This window comes from Mucilaginibacter pocheonensis, from assembly GCF_031456535.1.
GTDB classification, from domain to species: Bacteria; Bacteroidota; Bacteroidia; order Sphingobacteriales; family Sphingobacteriaceae; genus Mucilaginibacter; species Mucilaginibacter pocheonensis.
In genome coordinates, this window is record NZ_JAVDUU010000005.1 from 192,582 (window position 1) to 210,056 (window position 17,475).

The 17,475-nt window shown below is 41.9% G+C and carries 22 protein-coding genes; 4 read left to right on the top strand and 18 right to left on the bottom strand.

Annotated features, from left to right (window positions below):
* Positions 1–5 precede the first annotated feature (5 nt).
* From J2W55_RS23990 to J2W55_RS24035, 10 genes are all read right to left on the bottom strand, one after another.
* Positions 6–911: a ribose-phosphate diphosphokinase gene (locus tag J2W55_RS23990; protein WP_310102415.1), complete on the bottom strand. Its 906-nt coding sequence runs from the start codon at positions 909–911 to the stop codon at positions 6–8.
* The gene (locus tag J2W55_RS23995) at positions 908–1,900 is read right to left on the bottom strand and encodes an AAA family ATPase (protein ID WP_310102417.1); all 993 of its coding nucleotides are present in this window, start codon (positions 1,898–1,900) and stop codon (positions 908–910) included. The genes J2W55_RS23990 and J2W55_RS23995 overlap by 4 nt, the downstream gene beginning before the upstream one ends.
* Positions 1,893–2,522 (bottom strand): nicotinamide riboside transporter PnuC, encoded by a 630-nt coding sequence (gene pnuC, locus J2W55_RS24000; RefSeq protein WP_310102419.1) that lies wholly within the window; start codon positions 2,520–2,522, stop codon positions 1,893–1,895. The genes J2W55_RS23995 and pnuC overlap by 8 nt, the downstream gene beginning before the upstream one ends.
* Entirely contained in the window at positions 2,522–4,516 is a 1,995-nt protein-coding gene (locus J2W55_RS24005; protein WP_310102422.1) for a TonB-dependent receptor, read from the bottom strand. Before J2W55_RS24005 ends, pnuC begins: the two co-directional genes overlap by 1 nt.
* A 6-nt stretch (positions 4,517–4,522) precedes the next feature.
* Positions 4,523–5,944, bottom strand: coding sequence for a nicotinate phosphoribosyltransferase (locus J2W55_RS24010; RefSeq protein WP_310102425.1), 1,422 nt, complete (start codon positions 5,942–5,944; stop codon positions 4,523–4,525).
* Between the two features lie 4 nt (positions 5,945–5,948).
* On the bottom strand, positions 5,949–6,674 hold the full coding sequence (locus tag J2W55_RS24015; protein ID WP_310102428.1) for an NUDIX hydrolase: 726 nt from the start codon (positions 6,672–6,674) through the stop codon (positions 5,949–5,951).
* The gene (locus J2W55_RS24020) at positions 6,613–6,846 is read right to left on the bottom strand and encodes a nucleotidyl transferase family protein (protein WP_310102431.1); all 234 of its coding nucleotides are present in this window, start codon (positions 6,844–6,846) and stop codon (positions 6,613–6,615) included. The genes J2W55_RS24015 and J2W55_RS24020 overlap by 62 nt, the downstream gene beginning before the upstream one ends.
* Positions 6,847–6,931: 85 nt before the next feature.
* Positions 6,932–7,618 carry an NUDIX hydrolase gene (locus J2W55_RS24025; protein WP_310102434.1) on the bottom strand — a complete coding sequence of 229 codons (687 nt, stop codon included), beginning with the start codon at positions 7,616–7,618 and terminating at the stop codon, positions 6,932–6,934.
* A 14-nt stretch (positions 7,619–7,632) separates the two neighbouring features.
* Positions 7,633–8,805 carry an aminotransferase class V-fold PLP-dependent enzyme gene (locus J2W55_RS24030; RefSeq protein ID WP_310102437.1) on the bottom strand — a complete coding sequence of 391 codons (1,173 nt, stop codon included), beginning with the start codon at positions 8,803–8,805 and terminating at the stop codon, positions 7,633–7,635.
* Positions 8,806–9,137: 332 nt separating this feature from the next.
* Complete coding sequence (locus tag J2W55_RS24035) at positions 9,138–9,545, bottom strand: winged helix-turn-helix transcriptional regulator (RefSeq protein ID WP_310102440.1); 408 nt, start codon at positions 9,543–9,545, stop codon at positions 9,138–9,140.
* Positions 9,546–9,679: 134 nt separating this feature from the next.
* On the opposite strand from J2W55_RS24035, the gene J2W55_RS24040 reads away from it, so the two are divergent.
* Both J2W55_RS24040 and J2W55_RS24045 read left to right on the top strand, forming a co-directional pair.
* Positions 9,680–10,474: an SDR family oxidoreductase gene (locus J2W55_RS24040; protein ID WP_310102443.1), complete on the top strand. Its 795-nt coding sequence runs from the start codon at positions 9,680–9,682 to the stop codon at positions 10,472–10,474.
* A 20-nt stretch (positions 10,475–10,494) separates the two neighbouring features.
* Complete coding sequence (locus tag J2W55_RS24045) at positions 10,495–10,818, top strand: nuclear transport factor 2 family protein (protein WP_310102446.1); 324 nt, start codon at positions 10,495–10,497, stop codon at positions 10,816–10,818.
* 202 nt (positions 10,819–11,020) lie between these two features.
* Here the strand turns inward: J2W55_RS24045 and J2W55_RS24050 are convergent, their stop codons facing one another.
* The 5 genes from J2W55_RS24050 to J2W55_RS24070 form a co-directional block, all read right to left on the bottom strand.
* Complete coding sequence (locus J2W55_RS24050) at positions 11,021–11,506, bottom strand: hypothetical protein (RefSeq protein ID WP_310102449.1); 486 nt, start codon at positions 11,504–11,506, stop codon at positions 11,021–11,023.
* Positions 11,507–11,894: 388 nt separating this feature from the next.
* The gene (locus J2W55_RS24055) at positions 11,895–12,287 is read right to left on the bottom strand and encodes a DUF7674 family protein (protein WP_310102452.1); all 393 of its coding nucleotides are present in this window, start codon (positions 12,285–12,287) and stop codon (positions 11,895–11,897) included.
* Positions 12,277–12,561, bottom strand: coding sequence for a polymorphic toxin type 28 domain-containing protein (locus J2W55_RS24060; RefSeq protein WP_310102455.1), 285 nt, complete (start codon positions 12,559–12,561; stop codon positions 12,277–12,279). The genes J2W55_RS24055 and J2W55_RS24060 overlap by 11 nt, the downstream gene beginning before the upstream one ends.
* A complete protein-coding gene (locus tag J2W55_RS24065) occupies positions 12,558–13,250 on the bottom strand; it encodes a hypothetical protein (protein WP_310102457.1) in 693 nt (230 codons plus the stop codon). The genes J2W55_RS24060 and J2W55_RS24065 overlap by 4 nt, the downstream gene beginning before the upstream one ends.
* Positions 13,234–13,542, bottom strand: a complete 309-nt coding sequence (locus J2W55_RS24070; RefSeq protein WP_310102459.1) for a hypothetical protein — start codon at positions 13,540–13,542, stop codon at positions 13,234–13,236. The genes J2W55_RS24065 and J2W55_RS24070 overlap by 17 nt, the downstream gene beginning before the upstream one ends.
* A gap of 55 nt (positions 13,543–13,597) precedes the next feature.
* Here J2W55_RS24070 and J2W55_RS24075 point away from each other — a divergent pair, with 55 nt between their 5' ends.
* Together J2W55_RS24075 and J2W55_RS24080 are read left to right on the top strand one after the other, a co-directional pair.
* Entirely contained in the window at positions 13,598–13,933 is a 336-nt protein-coding gene (locus J2W55_RS24075) for a hypothetical protein (RefSeq protein ID WP_310102461.1), read from the top strand.
* A 24-nt stretch (positions 13,934–13,957) separates the two neighbouring features.
* Positions 13,958–14,314 (top strand): VOC family protein, encoded by a 357-nt coding sequence (locus tag J2W55_RS24080; RefSeq protein ID WP_310102463.1) that lies wholly within the window; start codon positions 13,958–13,960, stop codon positions 14,312–14,314.
* Between the two features lie 318 nt (positions 14,315–14,632).
* On the opposite strand, the gene J2W55_RS24085 is transcribed toward J2W55_RS24080, so the two are convergent.
* From J2W55_RS24085 to J2W55_RS24095, 3 genes are all read right to left on the bottom strand, one after another.
* Positions 14,633–14,878: a hypothetical protein gene (locus J2W55_RS24085; protein ID WP_310102466.1), complete on the bottom strand. Its 246-nt coding sequence runs from the start codon at positions 14,876–14,878 to the stop codon at positions 14,633–14,635.
* A gap of 685 nt (positions 14,879–15,563) precedes the next feature.
* Positions 15,564–16,508: a hypothetical protein gene (locus J2W55_RS24090; RefSeq protein ID WP_310102469.1), complete on the bottom strand. Its 945-nt coding sequence runs from the start codon at positions 16,506–16,508 to the stop codon at positions 15,564–15,566.
* Between the two features lie 496 nt (positions 16,509–17,004).
* Positions 17,005–17,445, bottom strand: coding sequence for a carboxymuconolactone decarboxylase family protein (locus J2W55_RS24095; protein WP_310102472.1), 441 nt, complete (start codon positions 17,443–17,445; stop codon positions 17,005–17,007).
* Positions 17,446–17,475: the final 30 nt, after the last annotated feature.

Sequence of the window (17,475 nt, forward strand, 5' to 3'; positions counted from 1 at the left end):
TATTCTTATAGCACGTCACATATCAAGCTTGCTAAACTTCTCACTTCTACAAAATCATCATTAATAAATTGCGTGTTTAGATGCGAGTCGGTGCAGATCAGTTTCTTAATTAATCCGCTATCTTTTAGTTTGTTAATGCCATCGTTCACAAATAAACCGTGTGTAGTAATTACATAGATATCGCCGGCGCCGGCATTTTTATAGGTTTTAGCTGCATTGATAATGCTTCCGCCGGAGCGGATCATATCGTCATAAATAATAACCGTTTTGCCATCTACATCGGCGTTAATGGCGCTTACTTTGGTGTGGTCACCTTTTAGGCGGCGCTTCAGGATAAAGGCCGCGTTTACTCCCAGATCATTAGCTAGTGATTCTACCCACTTAGCCCGACCGGCATCGGTGCTAGCCATTACGAAATTATCGCCGCCGTATTCAAGTGCCGCTTTCATCACAATATCCTTACAGTAAACGTGTATCGGATACAAGTCGTGCTCAAAGTAATATTGAATGCCTTCGGAATGCAGATCGAACAGTAGGACCTTATTGCCCCTGTTTGATTTTGGAATAGCCGATAGCAGGCGGGCCCGTGTTTTAGCCGTAACAATTTCGCCGCTTAACACCGCCCGCTCCATGGTCGAATAACCAAAATATGGAATAACAAGTGTTAATGAATTGGCTCCGTAGCTTACCAATGAAGATGCCAGATCGTAAAGTTCTAAAGTAGCGCCATCGTTTACAGTGCCGCCAATCAGTACCGCATTTCTGTTCTCTATCTGTGAGATGATGCGTTGATAACGCTCGCCATCAGTAAAGTGGCTTACTTCTAATTCGCCTCTCTCAAAATCGCCACAGGCCATTACTTTTTCGGCCAGGTATTCGTAACCTTTAATGGCAAATAATATTTTCTTCATGGTATAGCTTTATTTGTAATGAGTTTTGAAACTTCCGAAACGGCCTGCTCGAACCTGTTCTGCCAAGTTCCAGATATTTCAACAAATGTAATTTGATGATCGATCAAGATATCCCTGTGGGATCGGTCAAGCAGATCCCGGTCTACTTTACTTAACCGGTTGCCGTCCTGATAATAAGGAGCATCGTTATTTAAGTAAAGGTATAGATCAGCCATATTTGTAAGGTAAATATGATCCTGAACCGGAAGTTCCCTATCAAAAGTGAATTTGGCGTACGATTTTGTGATATGTATATCAGTATCAATAATTATCAAAGGGCTATCACTCAAAATGGCTTCGTCTATTCTTTTAGCATGTTCATTGGCTACCAAATGCAGATCCTCAAAAGTAAACCTGGTTGAATCGGGAATTAACTCTCTACCTGCTTCTAATACATCACTACAATTAAAGTGTTTAGCAAGCTGCTCAGTCAGGGTTGTCTTCCCGGTTGATTCAGTCCCTAAAATGGCCACCTTAATAGCGAAATAAGGCTTAACAGCAGCAGGCAGATAATGCCAGTTAGCGAAAAGATCATTCCTGATTACGGATGCAGAAATGGGGTGCCGTCCTTTAGTCAGATCAAAAGCAATATGGTGTATACCCATAAAATCGGCAACTAACTCACCATAAGGTTCAGAGGTAATCAGGAGATTGTAATTAGGATAATGTTTTTTAAACTCAACCGACCAAATTTCTGAAACTCTTGCGGATGTTTCGGAAGTATTGGGCAATAGCCTGCTATCATAATGAAGCACTTTTACCTCTATGTTTTTCACACCTGCAAAAGTGCTTTCAATCCAGCCCTTTCTTACATCCCCCGGAATGGTTTCTTCTTTATCGCAACAAACCAGTACCGATAAAAAATCACACTGAGTGAGCGCGAAGCTGATCATAGCTTCGTGACCTTTGTGAAAAGGCAAAAACTTTCCAAATACAAATGCCTTAACCATTAGCCAATTGTTTTTTCCAGTGATACAAGCCGTATGACGCTAAGCCTAGGAAGATCAAATATTCCAGAGATAGAAAATAAACCCCCTTTTTGAAGTACAATACCACACAAATAGCATCTACTAAGATCCATAAATGCCAGTTTTCAATTTTCTTTTTGGCCAATAATACTGTGGCAATTATACTTAACACCATCACCAAAGAATCGGTAAAAGGATAAGCCGCTGCTACCTTGATATAACCGGGCAGATATAAATGGATGTTTTCAATGAGCAAGCCGCTTAGAAGCGAACCAACTATAATAACAGCGGCGATTAACCACCTTGCTTTTGTATTAATAGCTGCAATTTTGTTTTCGACAGTTGTAGTGTTCCAATTGTACCAACCATAAATAGTTACTATAAAAAAGTAGACTTGCAAAAACATATCAGCATACAGATGCACCTGGAAAAAAAGGATGAAAAGGAAAACCTCATTGACAATACCCGTACTCCAGGTTAAAATATTAGCCCTTGATGCAAAGTAAACCGAGATGAGGCCAAATACCGTTCCTATTAGTTCAACATAGCTAATGGGGTAACCTATAACTGTAAAAGCGGTATTTGCTATCTCAAAAAAATGCATCAAAACGTATATTTTACAGAAGTGTAAAAATTTGTTGGCGATTGTACAAAGTATTTTTTGGTGCCATCTGTATCTACATACCCGTCGTTAAAGTATTTGGTGTTTGTAATGTTGTTTACGAAAATACCGAATTGAAACGCTTTAATATCATACTGCACCCTTGCGTTTAAAGTTACATATTGATTGACCTGGGCGCTATTGGCAAAATTTATAAAAGACCTGTCCTGATATCGGGCCGATAACCCTATTAAATAACTTTTTCGGCTATACGTTACTTCCTGATTAATAATAACCGGTGGGATTAATATCGGCGCAAATGCCTGTGTTTGCTCCTTAATACGGCTGTAATTGTAAGATGAGTTATTAATGAGATGTATATTATCATTAACCTTATAGTTGATATTCAGCTCGGCCCCGGTTCTGTAACTTCGGTCTACTTCATTAGTAAGGGCTAAGCCATTAGGCCCCAATTGTCCGTTCAACACGATCTCATTTTTAAAACTCATATAATAAAAATTCAAATTGAAGTTAATCGTACCTGATTGATGCCGCAGCCCTAATTCCTGGTCCACTACGTATTCGGGATTGGTACTTGCAATAGCAGCTTGGCCCGAAGCATCAGCCAATAAGTTATCATTGCCTTCAAACATATCATTCCGCGTTGGCTCGCGCCCGGTTCTGCCAATGCTGTAATACAGCGTAGCGTGATTGTTAACTGCAAAACTTAACCCCGCTTTAGGATTAATAAAATGCCAGTCCAATTTATTTAAAGGCACATCGCCACGGTAAACAAATGAGGCATAGCGTGCCTGTATATCAGCAAAAAGCGTCAACTTATTAATGGTATAATCGGCCTTGGTAAAAACACTGAACTCGTTTTTATTGCCGGTGTTTTCATATAGCTGGCCCAGTGTTTTTTCGCTACCAATATGTCGCCTGTCGTAAATATTGCCATGAATGCCTGTTGTCCAGTTAAATGATTTTTTTGAAAAAGTATAGTTGCTAAATAACCCAATTAAGTTGGATTGAAAGGCATAATTATACAACTCGTTTGTTGATGGAAGTCCCAAAAAGCTGTTCGGGTTAAAATCGTTATTACCATGCAGGAAGGTGTAATAAACGCTCGACTGAATACTTGATGTGCTGTTGGGATGCCATGAATGTTGCAGTTGTATCAAAGCCTGCGTAAAGTTATCCCGCTCATTTTCATCGGCATTTGTTCTTCTGTCCTGTGCTATCAAAGCTTCCGAAACGCCCAGCCAAGCCAGCTGGTTTTGTTGGTGCCCGACCAATGCATTTATCTTAAAGATAGATTTATCGGCAATTAATTCGCCACTCATAAAAACTGATTGCGAGTTATTTGACGAATTATATTTATACCCGTTTGAATATACTTGTGAAGCCCTTACATAAAACGCCTTGTAGTTTTTCATGCCGCTGTTATACTCGCCAAATATCCTGTGACTGTTGAACGATCCGTAGCCCAAACCAATGGTAGTATAGGTAGAATCATAAAGATTTGGAGAAAACAACTGCACACTTCCGCCGTAACTCCCCACACCGTTTTTGCTGGTGCCGATGCCGCGCTGAATCTGGATCTTGCTCACCGAATTCATAATGTCCGGATAGTTTGAAAAATAAGCGCCCTGGTCTTCAGGCTCATTTAACGGAACGCCATCTAATGATATATTTATCCGGGTTTGGTCAATCCCCCGCATCCTGAAATAAGAATAGCCCTGCGTGCTTCCGGCATCAGAGTATACGGTAATAGAAGGTGTTTCTGAAAGCAGGTAAGATGGTTCTTGTCCGGTAGATTTGGCTTTTAAATCTTTCCCGCTTATATTTTGAAAGGTTATTGGCGTTAACTTATCGGCTTGATACGATATCACTACTTCTTTTATCAAGTGAGTAGTATCGCGTTTTAAAGTAGCCTGAGCTTTAACTTGTATACAGGCGAACAACGGGGTAATAAGGGTAATAATATTTTTTAACATAACAGTTTAGGCTTTGTGATTGGCATTAGCTTTCACCTGTTCAAATGTAATGGGATTCAACAATTTGCCATTTTCAAATACAGTGTGCAGTTCATCTGCTAATTCTATATGTTCCTGCTCGTTTACGGTTTTAAATATGCCGTTAATTTTTACCAGTTTCAGACGACCGCGCTTGCTCTTTTTAAAACTTGGGGTGATGTTGCCCTGAGCATCCATCTCGGTTGGGCTTTTGTCTACTGCAACCTCCTGGCCGTTGATAACTACGCTACTGCATTTTAATGCAAATTTCCGGGTATCGCGGTCTACCTTTTGCAGCAAAGCGCCACCCATTCCAAATACTAGGTTCTCGGCGCTGATACCGTTCGCTTTTAGGGCATTGTAGATGTTAATGATCTCGGCATAATTCACACCATCGCCTTGGATCACTCTTACTTGCGGTGGTAAAACTTTGTATCCTTTGCTATTAGTGGTAAAGTCAAATGTTTCGAACAGAATCTTAAATATTTCAAGTAGGGTCATGATCGGATCGCCACTGTCGGGACGGATAACCAGGGTGCCTTGGCGATTTAGTATCTCTTCTTTCAGTTCGCCACCCCAATATTCACGGCAAGCTTTAAAAATATTAAAGCTATCAGATACACAGGCAATAGTACCGGTTGGGAAACTGCGGAGCACGTGTTTAAAGATCTCCAATTCACCATCGCGACCTAACAACGTGCAAATGCTGTGTTCCGTTGCAGGGATGCTTAATCCATATACTTTTTGGGCATCGTAATAATCAATAGCCATGCCGCTTCCGGCCAGGTTATCACTACCACTGAAATTGATCAAGTGGGCCGCACCGCCAATTTTTGCACTTTCTACACTGCTTACACCACGAAAGCCAAAATCATTCAGCACAAAATCAATACCGGCTTCGGCACCTTCGGTTGCGGTTTCGCTGTAGTATTGGGTAACTACTTTCCGTATTTGGTTACTTAAGGTTGCTACGGTACATGGGTACCATACCTGCATTAACAGGGTTTCTAAAAAATTTGTTAGCCAGTAGCATTCCGGGTCAGTGTTATCGATGGTCATTAACACATTGCTGGTTGGGACGGCAGTACCCTCGGCTACAGCTTTAATCTTTACAGGCAGGTGGCCGTTATATTTATCAAGGATGTATTGAAATTTAGATTTATCAAATACATCATCGCTGCCAAATACTTGTTGCAGAAAACCGCCGGCTTCGTCCAGATCCAGTTGGGTAAAAGCAGGCCCTTGCAGGTATTCCTTCAAAAAATATTGCAGGCCGAAGAAGATGGTTTCATCAAACATGCCGCCCCGGCTTTCCAGATAACTGTAAATTTGCGTAGTGCCGGGGTAGTAAAATTTATGGTGAGCGTATTTGTAGGCATCAGCCAGTAGGATCAAATTTTCACGTTTCATGGTATTAGTTTTTTCGGTATCTGGTAATAATTACTTCGAACATCTGCAAATGTTCAGGGCTAATGATTTGGTTCTCTATCATCTTTGGCAAATCAGCAACCGCGAACCAGTCCAGGTCTATAATGTCATCCTGTGCGGCGGGCGATCCACTGATAAAATCGCAGCTAAACAATAGGGTAATAATTTTATCAGCCTCGTTGCGGTAGCGCCAGTCGTTTATTTTGTGCGATGTTTCATAGGTCATTTTACCTATTTCCATCTCCCCACACTCTTCCATCAATTCACGTTTTGCGGCGGCTTCATAACAGTCATCTTCGGGATCAGCAAAGCCGCCGATAAAACGCCATTTGTTGTTGGTTGCTTTTTTGCCCAACAGTATCTCCGTTTTATTATTCCTGAAACAGGCAATATCAACTGTAGGGTAAACTTTGGTGTATTGGTTATAGTAAGCGTACAGGACACCCGCGCGTAAATCATTGGAATCGAACACTTTACCTGCGTATTGCTTGCGCAGTTCGGTGGCGTTATAATCACCGTGCTCGGGCAGTTCCACTGTTTCAAACCGGCCTGAATAGTATGGGATAAAACTGTCGCGGCTGCCAAATAAACAAAACTGCTCGGCAGGGAAAACACTTTTCAGCAGGTTATCAATATTTTCATACCAGGTTTTATCGCTGGGATGGTCGCTTATCGGCAATACGATCACTTCGGAATAGTCTTTCTTGATCATTCTTTTCACGTGTGTAATAATCGTATGGATTTTTGCGGCTGCCCATTATCGGGCTTACGCCTAACAAAATGATCAGTTTAGCATGGTTTTCTTTTACCGTATTGATCAATTGTTTGTGCCCGTTGTGCAGGTATGGCGTTTGGAATCGAGCGATAATAACGGCTGTTTTCATATTAATTTGCGTCAATTATACGCAAATATAAATATGCGTTTTAAATACACAAATTATTTTTTCATTTACTTAAATTTTTAACGATTTATATCTCGAAATTGACACCGTCTTTTTGCAACTGGAAGTACTTCTGCTCATTAAAACGAAACAAGTTTCCAGGGCGACCGGCACCATCTAACGCTTGCTTTTCGGTAGTTTCTTCGAGGAAACCGAATTTGACAACTTTCTTTTTAAAGTTCCGGCGGTCTATAGGGCGGTCCAGCACAGCCATATATAGTTTTTCAAGTTCGGAAAAAGGAAATTTTTCTTCCAGTAATTCAAAACCCACGGGCTGATAAAGCATTTTATTTTTCAAACGCTCATGTGCTGCGTTTAGGATCTCCTTATGATCAAAAGCCAGCTGAGGTAGTTTCTTAATATTGAACCAGGCCACATCGGCGGCATCAGTATCGGCATGAAGCTCGAAGGCATCTGGTTTAACCAAGCCGTAGTACGTGATGGATATCGCCCGGTTCCGCGGGTCGCGACCTGGCTTGCCAAAGCTGTATAATTGCTCTAAATAATTGATATTGACACCTGTTTCCTCTTTTAGTTCACGCTGAACGGCCTCTTCTAGTGATTCATCGTCGCCAACCAAACCACCTGGCAATGCCCAGCTATCTTTAAAAGGTTTGATGTTGCGTTTGATCAACAGCACAGACAAACCCTCTTTGGAAGTATATCCAAATACTACGGCATCAACAGCTACTTTAATATTTTGCATGGCTGGCATGGTGCAAAGTTAAATTATTTCACCAATGGGAAATCAACTAAAAGCTCTGTTAGTTTATGGCGGTCTTTCCGACTCATGGTTAGATAAACAGGTAAATAAACAAGGTTCTCCAATGTTAACTCTTCAGGCCGGGGAGCGATACCCGCCCCGCTCAACTTGATCAAGCTCGATGCCTTTTGCGATGCATCAAAACCATTACTGCGTAAGTGCTTGATCAGTCCCTCCGGGTCATGGGTTTCAACAGGCATCACCCAGTATGTATGTCTCTTGTTCTTAAAACCAATTTTATAATTATCGGGGATATTTGATAAAATATCATGAGCTAATTGAACTCTTTTAGTAATACGATGTTGATCAAAGTTTGCAAGCTTTTTTCGGAGTAGCCTTTGATTTGGGGTGGAAGGCTGATGCCGGATCTGTTTAAAAATATCGTCGCCTGGGAAGCCCTTGGTAAAGCCATCTAATACCTTTTCAAAGTCTTTTCCCAAAGCCATTACTAAATTATAAAATCCGGTATAAATAATTTTATCGGTGAGCAACTTTACAAAAAGCACTTTAAGAAGCTTTTTGTAATAGCCCGTAGTGCCTTGTTGATGGTAGTCCCCATTCCGCGCAACAACCTCAACGTACAAAGCCGGGTCTTTTATTTTTATCATCGCCCCGCTAATAGCCGTGTTGGTTTTAATAAAGCCAAAGCTAAACATCACCACATCCGATGCGGGATTCCCGCCATATAAATTACCGGCATACGCCTGTGCGCAATCCTCAAATATAATGAGATTATGCTTTTTGGCTATGGCAATTATCGCTTCAGTTTCCATAATACCACCAAAAAGGTGGGTGATCAGAATAGCTTTAGTTGCAGGTGTAATTGCAGCTTCCACCTGAGCAGGAGACATATTTAAGGTATACTTATTAACTGGAATAGGAACAAGCGTTAGTTCGTGCCAATTAATTATGGCGAACATATCCGGTATGTTGATGTCAGTAACAATCATCTCGGAGCCTGGCGGGAAACTCAAAGCATTTAATACCAGATCGATGCCAGTTCTCACCGAGAGACAAACCAGTTCGTTTGCGTGCTGATCAACATCCGGCCTTTGTGAGCGAAAGCGATCAGTAAAGCAATAATAAGCCCCCGCAACTGAGTCCTTATAGCTGATATATAATTTACCTCTGGGTATCATGTTACATTTTATATAAGCTGCTATAATTATAATTGAAAGTAATGATATATTAGCGTATTGCCAAAACCATCCATGCGCCTGAAACAAAAGCTACCTGTAACCTATCTGCTATTTACTTTTAACGGCCGCTTATCAAAAGGAGCTTTTTGGTTATCTTCCCTGTTTTACTGGTGTACCTTTTATGTGTTCTAAGTTGGAGATGTTCGGACAGCGCACATTTCCTTTGCCCCATACTGAAACTCTACGGACAGCGGGTATGTACGGCTTTTAAGTGTGGTAAATGTTATAAACCCGAATGAAGAGGGTTGCAAGGATTGAGATCCTCTTTTATTTTAAACCGAGATCTTCAGATTAGCCCGATGCTCCTCGGTATTAAGTGAGTGTGGTTCGTTGTGCTTTAAGATCACCCTGCGCAGCTGTTCCTGATGTTCGTCACCCCAAAGGCCGATAGAACGAATAAGCGGGATCAGCGTTTTTCCGAATTCCGTCAATTCATACTCCACCTTTGGTGGCATCACCGGATAAATAGTTTTAGTCACCATTTCATGATCCTCCAGTTCCTTCAGCTGAACATTCAGTACCCGTCTCCTCACATCCGGGATCTTCCGCTGCAGTTCACTCGGTCTTAGGTGGCCTTCATGTATGAACCACAAAATGCGGATCTTCCATTTGCCATACAGCACTTCACCAACCAGGTCAAGGCCGCAATTAAGCGAGGGAGTGATCTTTTTTACATACATCAACGCAAATATACGTTCGCATCACCACGTGCGCAATACGGATAAATTTGTCCCTATTTGATTCGTAAGCCCGTAATTGTATGGTATTCTGGTACTGTCGAGATTTGTACAATCAAAAACAACATTCAAAAATCATGATACAACAAATCAATTACAGCAATGAACTATCTGGCAAAATTGCCCTGGTAACAGGAGGTACAAAAGGGACCGGAAAGGCAATTGCAGAAAGGCTATTGCAAGCTGGCGCAACGGTAATTATAACTGCAAGAAATGCTCCCGAAAAAGAAAACAGCAACATACATTTTATTCCTTCCGATCTAAGCAAGGCAGAAGATGCGCAAAAAGTGATCAGCGAAGTGCTGTCAACTTATGGCAGGCTCGATATCTTGGTAAATAACCTTGGTGCTTCATCAACTCCCGCCGGTGGCTTCTCAGCATTGAATGATGAGGATTGGCTATCAACCCTGCAAGCCAATTTACTTGCTCCTGTCAGGCTTGACAGGGGATTTTTACCGCAAATGATCGACCGGAAAAGTGGTGTTATCATTCACATCGCTTCCATCCAGGGCATATTGCCGCTATACGATTCAACCTTACCGTATGCAGCTTCAAAAGCAGGATTGATCAATTACAGTAAAGGTTTATCTAATGAAGTTACGCCGAAAGGTGTCCGCGTGCTAACTGTTTCGCCAGGATGGATAAATACATCAGCATCGATAGCCTGGTTAGGCGAGATCGCAAGAAATGCAAATAGTACTGTAGAAGAAGCTCAGCAAGGTGTGATGGATGCATTGGGTGGAATACCTTACGGCAGGCCCGCTGAACCGGAAGAAGTAGCCGAACTGGTTGGTTTTTTGGTTTCACCAAGAGCCAAATACTTAACAGGAACAAATTTCGTCATTGACGGCGGAACGGTGCCAACAACTTAAAAATCAAACAAATAAAAATCATGGAATTACCACAATTGGTAGCCAAATTTGTAGAGACGCAGAACACTTACGACAGCGGGGCTTACATTGAGTGTTTCACTGAGAACGCTATCGTTCATGACGAGGGCAAGACCCACACCGGCAAAGCAGAAATCCGGCAATGGATCGAAGAGGCGAATGAGAAATATAAGTCGGTGATGAAACCTCTCCGATATGAGGAATCCGGCTCAAACGGAGTATTAACCGCGGAGGTTTCAGGCACATTTCCTGGCAGCCCGATCGTGTTGAAATTTCATTTGGGACTTAAGGACGGTATTATCGATTCATTAAATGTGACCGAATAATTAAGTCCGATTGGCAGCACACACTTTCAAAAGCTTCTTAGTTAATTCTAAGAGGCTTTTTTTGCTTTAAAGTGGCTGTAGAACGTATAAATACCCATTTTCCAATCTCGCTAATAAGCATAACAGTTCGAAGTCGGAGACGTTCGGACAGCGCACATTCCCTTTGCCCCATACTGAAACTCTACGGACAGCGGGGGCTGCTTTAATATAACCGATTAAGTTCACTCCAATCTAATGTGTCTTTCTGGTCAAAATAATGAAAAACTTCACTCACATTATACATTTTCGGTTCCCTAATCTCTATTGACGATATATAATTTAGATATTCCTGATGGCTTTTAAATCCTCGCAGCAGGTGATTCTTTGGAATAATAATAAACCAGGCTTGGTCAATCGGTTGACCATCCAAAACCGTTTTTTGGCTATAAATGAAGATAACAGAATCTACAACATTAATATGTTCTGTGCCCGGAATGGTTACTGGAACTTCAGTGGTGTCTACCGATGCGGCGATCCAATTACTATTTGTAGATGGAGAGGTAATTTCATATGGTTTAATGAGTGGAATACGAGCCTCGTCAAATCCACCCTTTTCTATATAGAATTTATCACTCTGCTGATGCTTTCGATTTTTTTGATCACATGCAAATAATGATAATGTGATTAATAATAAGATAATTTTTCTCATTGTCTTGTAAGTTTATACAAGGTATTCGATAAATGGTTGCGCTCAACGGACAAACCTATGAAAGACTAAACACTCGTTTTGTATTAGCTGAGCTTGGTTATTACTGCTTCGTTAAGCATAACCGTCCGAAGTCGGAGACGTTCGGACAGCGCACATTCCCTTAGCCTCTTACTGAAACTCTACGGACAGCGGGGGTTTAAAGATAAACTCATTTCCCTGGCTAATGCCATTGTTAGGGATGCTAAAACCGGTAAAGAGTACGCTCATTAAACAACAAAGCCCGGCGCAAAGGCCAGGCTAATATGGTATTACCGCTTCGTTACATAAGCGTCCGAAGTCGGAGACGTTCGAACAGCGGGACGAACTCTACGGACAGCAGGGCTTGGCCTTATAAATCTTCTAAGAATTTATTTAACTTACTATTTTGTGATTTGGAGGGATTATGCTTATGGATATCCCCATAAGCTTCCTTAAGCTTACCAGGTAGCATCTTTTCAACCTTGCTTCCCTTAGATATAGTCAAATGACCCAAGTAAGATATGTATAGGGCATTTTCTACCTTTGCGGTTACTTGGTCTATAAGTTCGTTAACAAATTCAAAAGATGCAGACACTCGCTGAAAATCATTATTATTAATGGCTTCTTGGGTGAATCTTTTAAAACATCCCACTTGCAAGGTTAAAAGACCCTCATAGTCTTCATCAAATACTTCCTCTTTTATCTCGGGAAATCTCTTGACCAGCATGTCAATAAATCCCTTTTCACTAATGTTACTGCCCATTTGCTGCTTTTTTTGCCTTGTTCAATATGTTCTGAATTCGATCTTTTTCTTTCTGCAGACCGCTTCTTAGCTTTTCTGCTTGTTCTAGTACGTCATCTGAGAAAGTTCCCTCTCTAATGCCCTTGTTGAGTTTCTCAATCTGATTGCCTATTCCTTTTAGCGCATCGTTAACTTCACCTAAGTGATCATAAGTCTTACCATTAATTGTTATCGCCCCCCAAAGATATCTCTTATTGCACCAGTATGGCGTGGTATGCCTTAAGATAGGGATCATCGGCCATTCCTCGCTTTCATCTTTTTAAAATCGGTCAGGCAAGTGTCGAGGGGTTTGCCTTGCTTATAAATACAATCGCAGAAAACCTGGCAAGCCGCGGGATCTTTACTGGAAGCGCATTGATTGCGACATTCTTCCTCGGAATTACCCGGTGTAATCTCATACAGGTAAAAAGTACCGGCAATGATAATGACGAGGATAGCAAAGACGCCGCCAAAAAAGTACAAACGGAGGCGTTTGTTTGGTGGCCTTACAATGACCGGCGCCTGTTTTAAGGACAACAGGTGTTTTAAGCGGTCATAGTCCCAGATGAGTAAATAGATAGAAGCCAACAGCATCATGGTGACCAGGCGGGTACCGTCAAAGCGGGTGGCGTAGGTCAGTACGGTGATATTGACGATTAGTGTGAAATATATCATTGCGCCAAGGAGCGCGGTCCGCGGTATTAGCAACAAGATTACGGTGATGATCTGGGTAACACCGATAAAAGTATAATAATAGCCGGTCTGCAGTAAAGCATCGAAGTAATGGCCTAAGGGATTGTTATGCGGCAGGCCTTCGGCAAAGCGTTGCCCCATGATCTTCACGAAACCGGTCGGCAAAAAACTGGCGGCCAGGGCGATACGGCAAAAAACCGCGAACCGCCGGAACCAGGGGTCGGCCTTGGCTTGATCATAAAGCGCTCTCATGCCGTTTTTTCAATTTAGTCAGTATATAATAAAGGCCCAGGCCGAGCAGCGTCCAGTAAAAAGCGAAGCCGGCCAGGAAGAATGGCGGCGGAGTATCCGGATCCTGATGCAGAAAGTTGATAAACGGCACCAGCGGCCCCATCAAAATCAATTTAAATGGTGCTAAGATAATGCCAGTCACAGAGCCATCAAATAAAATTTCGGGGCGCTGGCCCAAGGCGTTGGTTAATAATAAGAAACCAAATGCCCCGGCGACGAACCGTATTGTAAATTTTTTCAGAGAGGTTTTCATAATACAAATCTAATCAATAACTTTGCAATTCAAAGTACTTTTTAATAATTAAATCATGAAAACAACTACATTAACTAAAAGAAGTGTTTTTACACCGCAGTTGCGTAAAAGGATGCTTATTGGTGCTGGCGCAGGATTAGCAGTGGTTGGCTTTTTTGTGCTGACGGCCGGTAAGGGAAACCCGGCCTGGGGCGACTACTGGCGAATTAAGCCCCTATTGCTGACACCGGCATTAGGCGCAGTCACCGGGTTATGTTATGATGTGACCGAACCCCTACGCGGGATGAAAGGCTGGCCTGGCAAAGTATTCCTAGTGCTGAGCGCCCTGGAGTTTTTAGTAGGTCAATGGCTGGGATTGGTGCTCGGACTTGCAGGTACCATGTGGCATTGAGTTTTTTTGACTTAAATTAGCTTTATGAAAATCGAATCTGTTTTTCCGATTTTGTACTCAGAGGATGTGCATCGGAGTATTGTTTTTTATACCGAAGTGCTGGGTTTTCCTGATAGCTGGAGCTGGGATGATGAACCGACCTTTGGCGGCGTAGTAAATGGGGACTTTAGCATTTTTTTCTGTAAGGGTGGCCAGGGGCATAAAGGGACTTGGCTGGCCTTGAACGTTGATAACGTTGATAAGTTTTACGAGCTGATCAAAGATAAAAACGCGGAGATTTCTGGCCCGCCGGAGGATAAACCCTGGTTTATGCGCGAGATGCTGGTCAAAGACCCCGACGGGCATATCCTGCGCGTTGGGCAAAATATTAATTGCGACTAAAGATATAACGGACAATCTTAATTCAGGGGGCAGGGATGCCCTGCAAGGCGATCAGGACAAGTAAACGCTGATCAGATATAAATGCTATAATCATCCGAAGCTTATAATTGAATCATTTTTCAATTCAGGTCTGAGTTCCTCGGTTGTTTCAATCACATAAAAATGGTTTGTAATAATTAAAGTCCCATCACAAAAATAAAAACCTCGGTCCCTGCCCGGAATGGAGGTCTTTATTTTTTTAAGATTTTCACGCCTGCTTTCAAATGCATTAAAAGGCATTTAGTTCGATGTCCGGTCGCTTCGACCTTACTTGCTAAATCAAGCTTTGGTGGTTGCGCCGAGCTTATCTTCCAACTCGTGCAGATCCGTTCGTTGTTTTTTTTTCTTTTTTGATCGTTTGGTGTTGAGGTAATCCTGTGCATGCTCTTTATGGTAAGCCGTCATGGTTGCCACACGTTTTCCGTGCAAATAGAACCAAATCCCAGCTCCGGCTGCCAGTGCACCGGTGATGGAGGCAGCGATCCACAGCCAGGTATGATCTTCTTTTTTAAAAGGATTTTTCATAGGTATTGCTCTTTGATAGGATAACAGCCGGCCACTCTTTTTGTTTAATTAGGATAATTAATTACGTGGTGGTTAAAACGATCTGCCAGTTCATTTAGCAGGTGTTAGACCATTGGATAAGTTGCTTCATTATTATGAAACAGTCCCTTATGATGCCCAACCGTGCTCAATACATTTCGTGTGGCTAAAGTATATGGTTTTAAGCGAGCCACTAATTTTTAGCGGCATTCTTTTTTCCCGTCAGTAAGGCTTATGCCTGCTCATTATCTTAAATAGATCTTCCTCACAGTATTATCATCGGTAAAGTACAGCGTGCCTTCATCTTTAGACAGGGCCAGCCTTGTGGCACGTACATCAGCGCTGGAGCCAATACCATCCCCGCCATTATGCGGAGGGTGCGGGCTAGCAAAATAGTTAAGCCTGTTATTCGATATCGTCTTGATAGCACCTAAGTCGGCAATATAACGGCTGCGGCTATCCTATATGCCTAATTACCGCAGACTATGTTTGACCTGAGCTTAAGAAGCGTCTCTATTTTTTCATATTATTAAAGTTGTGGGTAAAGGAATTCACTAATGCGAAGTGCCTGGGCAACACTATCTATAAGGATATAGAAGCAGCCAACCGTTTACCGCAACATAGAAAAGAGCAAAACAGGTTGGCTGCTATAATATAGTCTGTAATTTCAGAACTCAAATGGTTGATCGGTCTCCGATTCCCAACCGCTGTTCACGCCCACACTAAATCCGGTGGAGATGCTGAACAATTTTCCGGAAAATGTAACCGCTTTGTTCGCTTCAACCAGCCAGCTGCCTGTCGGAATTTTTTGATCAACCTGGTTACCATTGAGGTCATAATAACTGAGGTCTATCCAAAGTCCACCTGCCCAAAAGTAATCGCCCATCGTTAAACCTGTCTTCCCTACATCCTCAGGCTTAACAATATAGGTCTGTGTTACTGTTTCGCCACCAATGCTGTTAGTAATAGCCTCCTCACCGGTATAGAGATCAAGCACGTCAGGCACGGAATTAAAATTGACAACAATCTTAGATACGCCAGAGGGTATCGGGTCTGTGATTTTAACATTTATCTTGCCCACGATCCGGTCAAGCTTCACGTCCTGATTGGTCATTTTGCCTACGGTGATGGATATTTTTTTTAAAAAGTTGTCGCCTATGCTATTGGGTGGTCTGTGCCCGTTATATCCCTCATACGCCAATAACAGTCCGGGATAATAAAAATCCTCAGTACCTGTAAAAACTTCCACATCAGACCGGGCTGCGCCGAAGATAAAAATGTTGTATTTACCTGCAGCCAGCGTGTCGTTAATTCTACCAAAGCCCTCGTCTGTCGATTTCTGCTTAATAGTTTTGATGACATGTAACGAATCACTTTGCTTGGTTACATAATAATATAAGTACTTGAAGTTATCTTTCAGAGCCGAGGTTTTTTTTGCGGTACTATGTAGCGATAAAGTTCCGGTTTGTACATCAAATGGTGCTACCGCGAACGACACCGGGTATTTTTGCGCACTGCTCTCTTCGTGTTTGGCAGACGTGGCAATGTGTTCTTTTTTACAACTTATTAAACCCGCAGAAAGGCCCAACAGAATGGTAAGTATTTTTTTCATAGCGTTAAATAATATAGATTATAAATAAGGTTATTAATTAATATCAAAAATACCTTGATATTTTCCCGCTCGTTAACACCAATAACTGATTGTTGTCTTTTTTGTGTATTCTGTTAAAAACCATTGCGATACAGATAATTTAATTTCAATGGCGGGGGAGCATATTTAACATCCTATAAATTTATTCGGATATGAAAATGGTTGTTTAATAACTAAAAAACAATATTTATAAATTAGAAAATACCACGTTAATCATAGAGAGATCGTATGATACTGATTGTTAAATGTAACGCCTATTTGTTCAAAATGTGAGAAACCAGCAAATGCAACAAGAAAGAATCAATTGCTTGGCTGTCAGTTCGCGAAATGGTACAGGAAGCCCCTCCCCCAAATTAAATGCACATAAGCTTAGAGCGTTATTTACGTCTTAACGCAGCCGTCCGAAGTTGGAGATATTCGGACGGCACTGGCCTCTATCGAAAATGAGGTACGTGATCTATATCTCCGCTTTCCTCTCTGTCGTAATTCCTATTCGATTCCAGGCATTCATAGCTACAATGGCCATCATAACTTCTGTCGTATATTGCTGACCAAGCAATTCAATAGCATTGTCATAAACTTTATCAGATACGTTTCTGCCAGCAATCAGGGTCATTTCTTCAGCCAATGCCAATATGGCCTGCTCTTCATTTGTAAAAAAGTTAGTTTCGCGCCATACCGGGAGCAAATAAATACGTTGAGGGCTTTCTCCGGCCTTTATAGCATCTTTACTATGTTTATCAATGCAATAAGCACATCCGTTTAACTGAGAAACGCGTATTTTGATCATTTCCCAATGCTTTTTAGTTAAGGAACTCGCCGCAAGATATCGCTCGAATCCCATCATAGTATCAAACGCTTTTGCGTCTGCATCTTTTAAAAATTTACGTTTTGACATGATGACCCTTCGGTTGACCACAGGTTTTCA

What these genes read in the sequence shown, in the direction of transcription:
- J2W55_RS23990 (WP_310102415.1), bottom strand. Translation starts at nt 911, where the DNA reads ATGAAGAAAATATTATTTGCCATTAAAGGTTACGAATACCTGGCCGAA.
- J2W55_RS23995 (WP_310102417.1), bottom strand. Translation starts at nt 1,900, where the DNA reads ATGGTTAAGGCATTTGTATTTGGAAAGTTTTTGCCTTTTCACAAAGGT.
- pnuC (WP_310102419.1), bottom strand. Translation starts at nt 2,522, where the DNA reads ATGCATTTTTTTGAGATAGCAAATACCGCTTTTACAGTTATAGGTTAC.
- J2W55_RS24005 (WP_310102422.1), bottom strand. Translation starts at nt 4,516, where the DNA reads ATGTTAAAAAATATTATTACCCTTATTACCCCGTTGTTCGCCTGTATA.
- J2W55_RS24010 (WP_310102425.1), bottom strand. Translation starts at nt 5,944, where the DNA reads ATGAAACGTGAAAATTTGATCCTACTGGCTGATGCCTACAAATACGCT.
- J2W55_RS24015 (WP_310102428.1), bottom strand. Translation starts at nt 6,674, where the DNA reads ATGATCAAGAAAGACTATTCCGAAGTGATCGTATTGCCGATAAGCGAC.
- J2W55_RS24020 (WP_310102431.1), bottom strand. Translation starts at nt 6,846, where the DNA reads ATGAAAACAGCCGTTATTATCGCTCGATTCCAAACGCCATACCTGCAC.
- J2W55_RS24025 (WP_310102434.1), bottom strand. Translation starts at nt 7,618, where the DNA reads ATGCCAGCCATGCAAAATATTAAAGTAGCTGTTGATGCCGTAGTATTT.
- J2W55_RS24030 (WP_310102437.1), bottom strand. Translation starts at nt 8,805, where the DNA reads ATGATACCCAGAGGTAAATTATATATCAGCTATAAGGACTCAGTTGCG.
- J2W55_RS24035 (WP_310102440.1), bottom strand. Translation starts at nt 9,545, where the DNA reads ATGTATGTAAAAAAGATCACTCCCTCGCTTAATTGCGGCCTTGACCTG.
- J2W55_RS24040 (WP_310102443.1), top strand. Translation starts at nt 9,680, where the DNA reads ATGATACAACAAATCAATTACAGCAATGAACTATCTGGCAAAATTGCC.
- J2W55_RS24045 (WP_310102446.1), top strand. Translation starts at nt 10,495, where the DNA reads ATGGAATTACCACAATTGGTAGCCAAATTTGTAGAGACGCAGAACACT.
- J2W55_RS24050 (WP_310102449.1), bottom strand. Translation starts at nt 11,506, where the DNA reads ATGAGAAAAATTATCTTATTATTAATCACATTATCATTATTTGCATGT.
- J2W55_RS24055 (WP_310102452.1), bottom strand. Translation starts at nt 12,287, where the DNA reads ATGGGCAGTAACATTAGTGAAAAGGGATTTATTGACATGCTGGTCAAG.
- J2W55_RS24060 (WP_310102455.1), bottom strand. Translation starts at nt 12,561, where the DNA reads ATGATCCCTATCTTAAGGCATACCACGCCATACTGGTGCAATAAGAGA.
- J2W55_RS24065 (WP_310102457.1), bottom strand. Translation starts at nt 13,250, where the DNA reads ATGAGAGCGCTTTATGATCAAGCCAAGGCCGACCCCTGGTTCCGGCGG.
- J2W55_RS24070 (WP_310102459.1), bottom strand. Translation starts at nt 13,542, where the DNA reads ATGAAAACCTCTCTGAAAAAATTTACAATACGGTTCGTCGCCGGGGCA.
- J2W55_RS24075 (WP_310102461.1), top strand. Translation starts at nt 13,598, where the DNA reads ATGAAAACAACTACATTAACTAAAAGAAGTGTTTTTACACCGCAGTTG.
- J2W55_RS24080 (WP_310102463.1), top strand. Translation starts at nt 13,958, where the DNA reads ATGAAAATCGAATCTGTTTTTCCGATTTTGTACTCAGAGGATGTGCAT.
- J2W55_RS24085 (WP_310102466.1), bottom strand. Translation starts at nt 14,878, where the DNA reads ATGAAAAATCCTTTTAAAAAAGAAGATCATACCTGGCTGTGGATCGCT.
- J2W55_RS24090 (WP_310102469.1), bottom strand. Translation starts at nt 16,508, where the DNA reads ATGAAAAAAATACTTACCATTCTGTTGGGCCTTTCTGCGGGTTTAATA.
- J2W55_RS24095 (WP_310102472.1), bottom strand. Translation starts at nt 17,445, where the DNA reads ATGTCAAAACGTAAATTTTTAAAAGATGCAGACGCAAAAGCGTTTGAT.